The following is a 6,789-nucleotide window of genomic DNA, read 5'->3' on the forward strand; positions in this document are numbered from 1 at the left end:
CAGAAAAAGGATAACTAGATAGCAAGTGATATTCTAGTAGGTTCGGTTCAGACATAATCGTGTAAGACCTAAGTAAGGGAAACCAGAAAGGGCTGTGATTAGCTCAAGAATCCTCACGCCTTTAGGCCCAGGAGTGTCAAAATGGGATTTGTAATTAAGCTTGTTGGGAGCCTGAGCTATGACTAACCCGAATTCGATCGAACAGCTATCGCAGGAATTACTCGATCTAGACCAAGTAGATGCCGATACTGGGGCAGATTTGCGGCAAAAAGCCCAAGAAATCCTCGCTGAAACCAGTATTGACCTGCCGATTCGAGAAGCGATCGCCGATAGTCTCAGTCAAGGCAATCAACTACTTACCCTCAAAACCGTCGGCAAGGAAGAAAGTTACTAGCACATTTGGGGTCAAAAGTCAAGATGAAAGAAAAAAATTTTTTTGTCTGGCTGGGGCGATTTTTGGCCTCTTTTGGGCTGTTATCGGGGATAAGTGGCTGTAATTCTCCTCTTTTGATCACTCCTCAAGTTCCCGCCGGTGGTTTAAATAGTTTTGCTCCCGATCAATTCCCCAGTTATAGTGCTGATGGTCGCTATTTAGCCTTCGCTTCCGATCGCTCCGGTCGTCGTAGTATATATTTATTCGATCTGCAAGAAAAGCGCTTAGTTAATCTCCCTAACCTAAATCGTGGCGATTCTAGCCAAGATCAGCCATCTCTGAATGCTGATGGTCGTTTAATTGCCTATGTCTCCAGCGAACGCGGCAAAAGTGATGTCATGGTTTATGATCGTTCCCTGTCCCGTGCAACCCTGTTAACCGCTAACCTGCGGGGAAGCGTCCGTAATCCCACCATTAGCGGTGATGGTCGCCAAATTGCCTTTGAAACCAACCAAGACGGTCAATGGAATATTGCGATCGTTAACGGCCAATTTTAAACTTGTTCTACTCGGTCTTAATCGTTAAGACCTGCGGAGGAGTTGCATCTGGTGGATATAAAAAATTTACCTGTACTATATGCCAATCCCCTGGAGGAATAGTCAGAGTCACTAAAGGTTGCCCCTCTTGTCCGCGTCTTTGGACGAGATGGAAAAATCTACTTTGTGCCTGTCCCTGGTCATCGCTATAATTGACGGCTACCGTTCCCCGAAAAAACACTTGTGGGGCAGCTGGATCGAGAAAACGCAAACCCTGCCGAATAATATTCTCTTTAATCGGTGTTTCTAGCGCAATAGTCACTGTTTTCGCCTCATCACTGCGATTAAATAGAGGTAAACTTAACCTATATTCCACACCGTAATTACCATGAGCTTGATAGGCCGTATCGGGATAGCGAACTAACATACTAGCACTTTGATTTTGTTCCGTTCCCAGTTTGCCTCCGGGTAGGGTGCTAATCCCATAGGCTATAGATTGACCAGAATCAGGAATATTTAACCATAAAGAAGCTCGATCGACTAATCGGGCTGGCCAAGCTGAACCTTGGGACACCCCCGCTACCCGTCCATAAATTATCTGTCCTTGACTATTGGGAGGAGTGGGCGCTCGATCCCGCGGAGTCGATAAATCGCCTTTTTCTAGCAAATTTTGCCACTCTGTCAGATTTGGTGGTCTTTCCTGCCCATTTTCATCTAAAGGTGCATAAAGAGCTAAACTAGCAGCGTAGAGAAGACCGTCACTTTCCAGACGGAGATAAGTGGACCTACCGTTTAAAGGGGGAGTCAAATCGCGCACGGGAATCGCCGCATTTAAGACCATAAAACTTTCCCCGGGGGGAATAATAATCCTATCGGGAAAAATATCCTGACGCTGCCCCATTAAAATATCCCCCATTACCCGACTTCCCGGCCCGGCAAAAACCGTCCCCTGATTATTTTCCACTTGTGCAGGTAAATCGATAAAAGCTGCATCCGGTTGACTCAAATAACTAGCTCCTTGCAAAATTTTAACAGTCACAGGATTAGGACTGGGATTGTGGAGTAATATACCCAGATAAAGGGTGCGTAAATTATCAGGAAAATTCCCCCTCGCTATATGGTGTGCAAAGATATCAAAGCGTCCCTGAAAAGCATAATTTAAATGGGCCGAGGGAAACCTTTTTTCTTGGGGGGGAAAAGTCGAAAGCAAAATCCCTTCTCCTAGCAATAATTCGGGACTATTGCTATTAAAAACGGGAACTTGATCTAGTTGATTCGGTAAAGGACGCACCTGCGCCGGTCGAATTATTTCTACACTAGGGGGAGTTTGGGCAATGGGTAGTAAAAAAGGTAACATCACACAAATTACCATCTCAAGAGCAATGATTTTTGATCATAGCATTACTGGCTCGCTCAATTTAGATAGTATTCTGTTTGTCCATATCTAGAGGATTGTTTAATATTTCTTGCCGGTGTTAGCTGACCTTTTTGGTTAAGTACAATCAAGAAAAATTGTCAAATTTACCAATCTTTATTTGCTCTTGCCATTGAGCAAATCTATTGTCATCATAGACTAAAATCTAGATGTTACCGTGGTTTTCTGGAAACTTGGCCCGATGTCTAGATATCGATCGAGCCGGAATTGTTATGATAAATTTATTATTGTCCCCGATTGGACACCCCCTCTTAACCTGCCAAGTTTTGTTAATTAAGCCTGTAGAAATTAACTGCCAATGGGAATGGCATACAGGGAGAAAAGCTCAAGACTTAATAAATAAATAAATCAGCAGAGACAGAAAAGAAACCTGCTAACTTTTTTGCCTGTTTCTTACTAATTTGTCGCTTCCCATTAAGAATTTCTGAGACAATCCCACTAGAACCAATCCCTGCCCTGACTAAATCCGCTTGAATCAACCCCCTTGCCTCCATAAGGGTTTGAAGTATTGAAACAGGAGTAGAAGCTGACCCAGGCTGAAATCGCGCTTCCTCATATATCTCAATCAATACTTCCCACACATCCAGAATTTGTTCCTCCAATTCATTGGGACTTTGCTTAAAAAAAAGTTGTTCAGCGATCGCCAAAGCTTGGTTATATTGCTCCTCCGTTTGAATAACAAAGGGAAGTATTGAAGTTTCTATGGTCGAGGGATCAAAGGTAAGGGTCATTTTTCCAATCCTCCTGGTCATATTCAGCATGGGTCAAAACATACTTGATGTAAATTCTGCTTTTTTTATAGTTAATCCCGACAATCAAACGATAACGATTACCTTTGATATTAAAAACCGTAAAATTGCCCACAGGATCAGCTTTTGGGAAAACCTGACGCACATCATTAATACTGAGCCATTGTGAACTTTTGGCAATTCGATACCAGTCATCTAAAGGTTTTTTCAGGTCAGCGTGCTTTTCAAATGCCTCCTGAAGCGTTTTATAGCTGATAATCCTCAAAACGATTCCCCAGTAGGCTAACAAAGAGCAAGTTAAACTCTCTTTTTCATACTCTCATTATGAGAGGGAGCTTGTCAAGGGAAAATTTTTCTGCTCAACTTGCGATCGCACTTGCTCACCACCAAGCGATCGCTCATTCAGCCAAATTTCACAGTACAAAGGTTGACGCAAGTATCTAGTAGATATCGCATCAGAATAGCTCCGGCTCAGGGGGTGGGAGGAGTTCGTTACGATAGGACTCCAACGGAGGGAAGTTAGGGATTCCTTAGAAGTTGAAAATACGGGTTAAGGTTTCAGTGGATAATGTTGCCATTTTGATTGGTGAATTTTTGACGATTCTCTGTTAACTTAAATCCCAAAATGTGAGCTAGGTTAAACGAATCGCAACCCAACCTACAGGCGCTCGCAGATTGCGTATTGCGCTCACAATTTCATCAGTCCGCTCCAAGCGCTGGTTAGACAGTGACCCACCGATCAACGTAAACTGCTCAATGCCTGAATTGTGACCGTACCACCTTCGATTGCATCAAGCTGCATCCGATAGCCGTAGAGTAAACTCATACCAACCAAAGGTTCTGTATCAGATTCGTTTATATCAATTCGCCGCAACTCTCCGTCCCAAATAACTAAACCACGATACACATCGAAAACACAAGTGCTTCCATCCCCCAGGATTCCCTCTTCACGTCTATATGCCCGTAAGTTGAGATCGGCAAGCACTGAGGAAGGCAGGGTCAGAAAACCTGTAAATCCTGTATCAATGACAGCATCGATCATTTGCCTCTGTGAATCTACATTGCCTACGACCAGTCGGATTGTCGCCTCGCAGTTTTGATCAACAATTCCTTGCATCATAGAGTTATTGCAAACGACCTACACCAAAGCGATGAACTCCTCTATGACCAATCCGAACGCACCAGATTTGAGCGTCAGGGCAACGGTCGAGCAATCGATCTGAAGCAGTCATCGTATCTTTTGCCAGTTCAAAGGCTCCACTTTCAATGTCAATCGCTACAATCCTGCCATGATTACCTTCCTCAACTTGAGGACGCACCAGAGATTCATAAATCTCATTCCCACGCTGAGCAAATTCTTCTTTACTATAGCGAAGCTGCTGAACTGTCATAGGCTTTGACCTCGTAACAACACTACTCCTATATTCTACCCTGAACGAGCACCCGTTTGCCTCGATGTCTAAGTTAGATACCTGGCAAAATCCCCCTCAAGATATCATCAGCAAGATTTCTCAGTATGTCTTTAGCGGCTCTTTTAGAAATCTCTTTTCCAGTTTTGCCTTTCACAATTTTGACAGATCGGCGAGACAAGTTATCTTCATCATTGCTTACAACACCATCATTGTTGGCATCCAGAATTCTAGTAAAAAAATCTCGATCAGACTAACTCACTGTGCCATTACTTCTGACAGAAAACATGAAAAACGATAACTTGTAATAATTGCTTAAATCGTCTTGAGAGTTTGAGTTTAGATATTCGTAGCTGGCAATGTCCTAGGTGTGGAGAAAACCACGATAGAGATATTAATATATCAACACCCTACCTGTAAGCATCCCAACGAAAAGCTAATGCGCTCCGGGGTTTGGGGAATAGAACCCCCCAAAAGCTGGGATTGAGTGATAAAATCGGAGGTAATGCCCGGTTTTATCAGAGGGTTTCCCTTTAAAAATCCCAACTTGGTCGATTTACAACAATGAGATCTACCCCATCAAGACCGCTAAGAATATTCGAGATCAAGGTTGACGAATTTTGGCGGTAGGACATACCGCTTCGTCCCTGCGAGTAATACCGAGTAAAGGCACTGCTTTTGCAAGGCATCTCCCCGTGAAAGAAGCATCCCCACCCTTTTAGGCAACGGGATTGTCAAAACAGTATTTCCCCGTTAACATGAACCAAATTGACTATCTCAGGATTAGTTTAATCGATCGCTGTAACTTTCGCTGTCAGTATTGTCTGCCTGAAGATGCAGAATTGTCCTATGTTCGACCGCAAGACTTACTCACCCGGGAGGAAATTCTTACTTTAGTCAAAAATGTCTTTATTCCCCTCGGTTTCCGCAAATTTCGTCTTACTGGTGGGGAACCTCTCTTACATCCCGAAGTAGTGGAGATTGTGCGCGATATCGCCTCTTTATCTGCCACTAGCGATTTAGCTCTGACCACTAATGGCTATTTACTTGACAATTTAGCCGAAATGTTGTATAATGCCGGACTAAGACGGATTAATATCAGTTTAGACTCCCTCGACCCCGACACTTTCGATAAAATTATCGGTAATCGCGGCCGGAGTCGTTGGGAAAAAACTTGGGCAGGTATTCAAGCAGCCCAGAGGGTGGGTTTTGACCCCTTAAAATTGAATGTGGTGGTGATTCCGGGGATAAATGAGGCAGAAGTGGAAGATTTAGCGGCTTTGACCATCGAGAAGCGTTGGCACGTCCGTTTTATCGAGTTTATGCCCATCGGTAACGGTGATTTATTTCAAGAAAAAGCTTGGATCGCAAACGAGGAATTAAGAGGGCGAATTCGGGCAAAATGGGGCTTAAATGAGGGTCAAGTGCGGGGAAATGGTCCAGCCGATGTTTTTCAAATTCCGGGGGCTAAGGGTACAATTGGCTTTATTAGTCAGATGTCGGAATGTTTTTGCGATCGCTGTAACCGCCTACGTCTCTCGGCCGATGGTTGGTTGCGTCCCTGTCTCCTCAACGAAACTGGACAAATTGACCTAAAAACTGCCCTCCGTCAGGGAATTTCGCCGGCAGAAATCAGGGAAAAAGTCGGGAAATTGATGGAACTGAAGGCAGAAATAAACTTTAAACTGCGTGATTCTGGCACATCAAGCGGCATTTATACCCGTACTATGTCCCAAATTGGCGGCTAAAAATCTACTGTCCGAATTCTATTCTAGCCTGTTCTACCATTTCCACGGTAACTCGATCGGAACCAGCATGACGAGCTAATTCTTCTATCCTTTGACGCGCTTGGGAACGAACAAAATAGGGAATATTTTTCAGTTTTGCTTTTGCTTCTGCTGTCCATTGTAGTTGATCGGAAAAATCTAGAGCTTCCATAGATTTAACATATAGTAGTCCGTCTATTATACCAAAAAAGATTATCTATTTATTGAAAAGCTGATGAGATGGTGATTTTCTTGACAGCGACTCTTTTTCACCTTTCTCTTAGTTTTAGGTTTCTGCTAGGTCGAAATTGACTCTTTGATATAAATCTTGAAAAGAAATCTGCCAATCCACTGACAACAATTGTAAAACCGCATTTTCTCCCGTGCAGAAATCAATTAACCATTGATCATCCTTTTGTTTATAATAACGTTCCACACTATAACTAGATTGTTCAATCAGAATATATTCCTGAAAAGTTGGCAAAGAACGATAGAATTTAAACTTATCCCCTCGGTCATAA

11 protein-coding genes and 1 pseudogene are annotated in these 6,789 nt (G+C 43.3%); 5 read left to right on the forward strand and 7 right to left on the reverse strand.

The features are described 5' to 3' along the window. Positions 1-178: 178 nt before the first annotated feature. Together IM479_RS01390 and IM479_RS01395 are read left to right on the forward strand one after the other, a co-directional pair. A complete protein-coding gene (locus tag IM479_RS01390; RefSeq protein ID WP_002737387.1) occupies positions 179-394 on the forward strand; it encodes a hypothetical protein in 216 nt (71 codons plus the stop codon). 23 nt (positions 395-417) lie between these two features. Beyond that, complete coding sequence (locus IM479_RS01395; RefSeq protein ID WP_286827396.1) at positions 418-930, forward strand: TolB family protein; 513 nt, start codon at positions 418-420, stop codon at positions 928-930. Between the two features lie 7 nt (positions 931-937). Here IM479_RS01395 and IM479_RS01400 read toward each other — a convergent pair whose 3' ends face one another. The 5 genes from IM479_RS01400 to IM479_RS01420 form a co-directional block, all read right to left on the reverse strand. Beyond that, positions 938-2,281 (reverse strand): DUF3370 domain-containing protein, encoded by a 1,344-nt coding sequence (locus tag IM479_RS01400; RefSeq protein WP_287684530.1) that lies wholly within the window; start codon positions 2,279-2,281, stop codon positions 938-940. Between the two features lie 395 nt (positions 2,282-2,676). Beyond that, positions 2,677-3,075 (reverse strand): helix-turn-helix domain-containing protein, encoded by a 399-nt coding sequence (locus tag IM479_RS01405; protein ID WP_287684531.1) that lies wholly within the window; start codon positions 3,073-3,075, stop codon positions 2,677-2,679. Next, positions 3,059-3,358: a type II toxin-antitoxin system HigB family toxin gene (locus tag IM479_RS01410; RefSeq protein WP_287684532.1), complete on the reverse strand. Its 300-nt coding sequence runs from the start codon at positions 3,356-3,358 to the stop codon at positions 3,059-3,061. The genes IM479_RS01405 and IM479_RS01410 overlap by 17 nt, the downstream gene beginning before the upstream one ends. Before the next feature lie 474 nt (positions 3,359-3,832). Next, entirely contained in the window at positions 3,833-4,213 is a 381-nt protein-coding gene (locus IM479_RS01415; protein WP_271973306.1) for a clan AA aspartic protease, read from the reverse strand. Positions 4,214-4,217: 4 nt separating this feature from the next. Next, positions 4,218-4,484 (reverse strand): hypothetical protein, encoded by a 267-nt coding sequence (locus IM479_RS01420; protein ID WP_158202090.1) that lies wholly within the window; start codon positions 4,482-4,484, stop codon positions 4,218-4,220. Between the two features lie 64 nt (positions 4,485-4,548). Between IM479_RS01420 and IM479_RS01425 the strand changes: the two genes are divergently transcribed. From IM479_RS01425 to moaA, 3 genes are all read left to right on the forward strand, one after another. After that, positions 4,549-4,803: a hypothetical protein gene (locus tag IM479_RS01425; RefSeq protein WP_287684536.1), complete on the forward strand. Its 255-nt coding sequence runs from the start codon at positions 4,549-4,551 to the stop codon at positions 4,801-4,803. A 32-nt stretch (positions 4,804-4,835) separates the two neighbouring features. Further along, positions 4,836-4,922: a hypothetical protein gene (locus IM479_RS01430; RefSeq protein WP_233271433.1), complete on the forward strand. Its 87-nt coding sequence runs from the start codon at positions 4,836-4,838 to the stop codon at positions 4,920-4,922. Between the two features lie 338 nt (positions 4,923-5,260). Continuing rightward, positions 5,261-6,250 (forward strand): GTP 3',8-cyclase MoaA, encoded by a 990-nt coding sequence (moaA, locus tag IM479_RS01435; RefSeq protein WP_287684538.1) that lies wholly within the window; start codon positions 5,261-5,263, stop codon positions 6,248-6,250. A gap of 4 nt (positions 6,251-6,254) precedes the next feature. Here moaA and IM479_RS01440 read toward each other — a convergent pair whose 3' ends face one another. Continuing rightward, positions 6,255-6,440, reverse strand: coding sequence for a PCP reductase family protein (locus IM479_RS01440; protein WP_002795651.1), 186 nt, complete (start codon positions 6,438-6,440; stop codon positions 6,255-6,257). Positions 6,441-6,554: 114 nt separating this feature from the next. Next, a pseudogene (locus tag IM479_RS01445) lies at positions 6,555-6,789 on the reverse strand (Uma2 family endonuclease); the annotation flags it as partial.

The organism is Microcystis sp. M165S2 (assembly GCF_020245885.1).
Lineage (GTDB): Bacteria > Cyanobacteriota > Cyanobacteriia > Cyanobacteriales > Microcystaceae > Microcystis.

Excerpts from the sequence above, each read along its gene's own strand:
- IM479_RS01395 (WP_286827396.1), top strand. The coding sequence starts at position 418 with ATGAAAGAAAAAAATTTTTTTGTCTGGCTGGGGCGATTTTTGGCCTCT.
- IM479_RS01405 (WP_287684531.1), bottom strand. The coding sequence starts at position 3,075 with ATGACCCTTACCTTTGATCCCTCGACCATAGAAACTTCAATACTTCCC.
- IM479_RS01390 (WP_002737387.1), top strand. The coding sequence starts at position 179 with ATGACTAACCCGAATTCGATCGAACAGCTATCGCAGGAATTACTCGAT.
- IM479_RS01420 (WP_158202090.1), bottom strand. The coding sequence starts at position 4,484 with ATGACAGTTCAGCAGCTTCGCTATAGTAAAGAAGAATTTGCTCAGCGT.
- IM479_RS01415 (WP_271973306.1), bottom strand. The coding sequence starts at position 4,213 with ATGATGCAAGGAATTGTTGATCAAAACTGCGAGGCGACAATCCGACTG.
- moaA (WP_287684538.1), top strand. The coding sequence starts at position 5,261 with ATGAACCAAATTGACTATCTCAGGATTAGTTTAATCGATCGCTGTAAC.
- IM479_RS01400 (WP_287684530.1), bottom strand. The coding sequence starts at position 2,281 with ATGGTAATTTGTGTGATGTTACCTTTTTTACTACCCATTGCCCAAACT.
- IM479_RS01425 (WP_287684536.1), top strand. The coding sequence starts at position 4,549 with ATGTCTAAGTTAGATACCTGGCAAAATCCCCCTCAAGATATCATCAGC.
- IM479_RS01440 (WP_002795651.1), bottom strand. The coding sequence starts at position 6,440 with ATGGAAGCTCTAGATTTTTCCGATCAACTACAATGGACAGCAGAAGCA.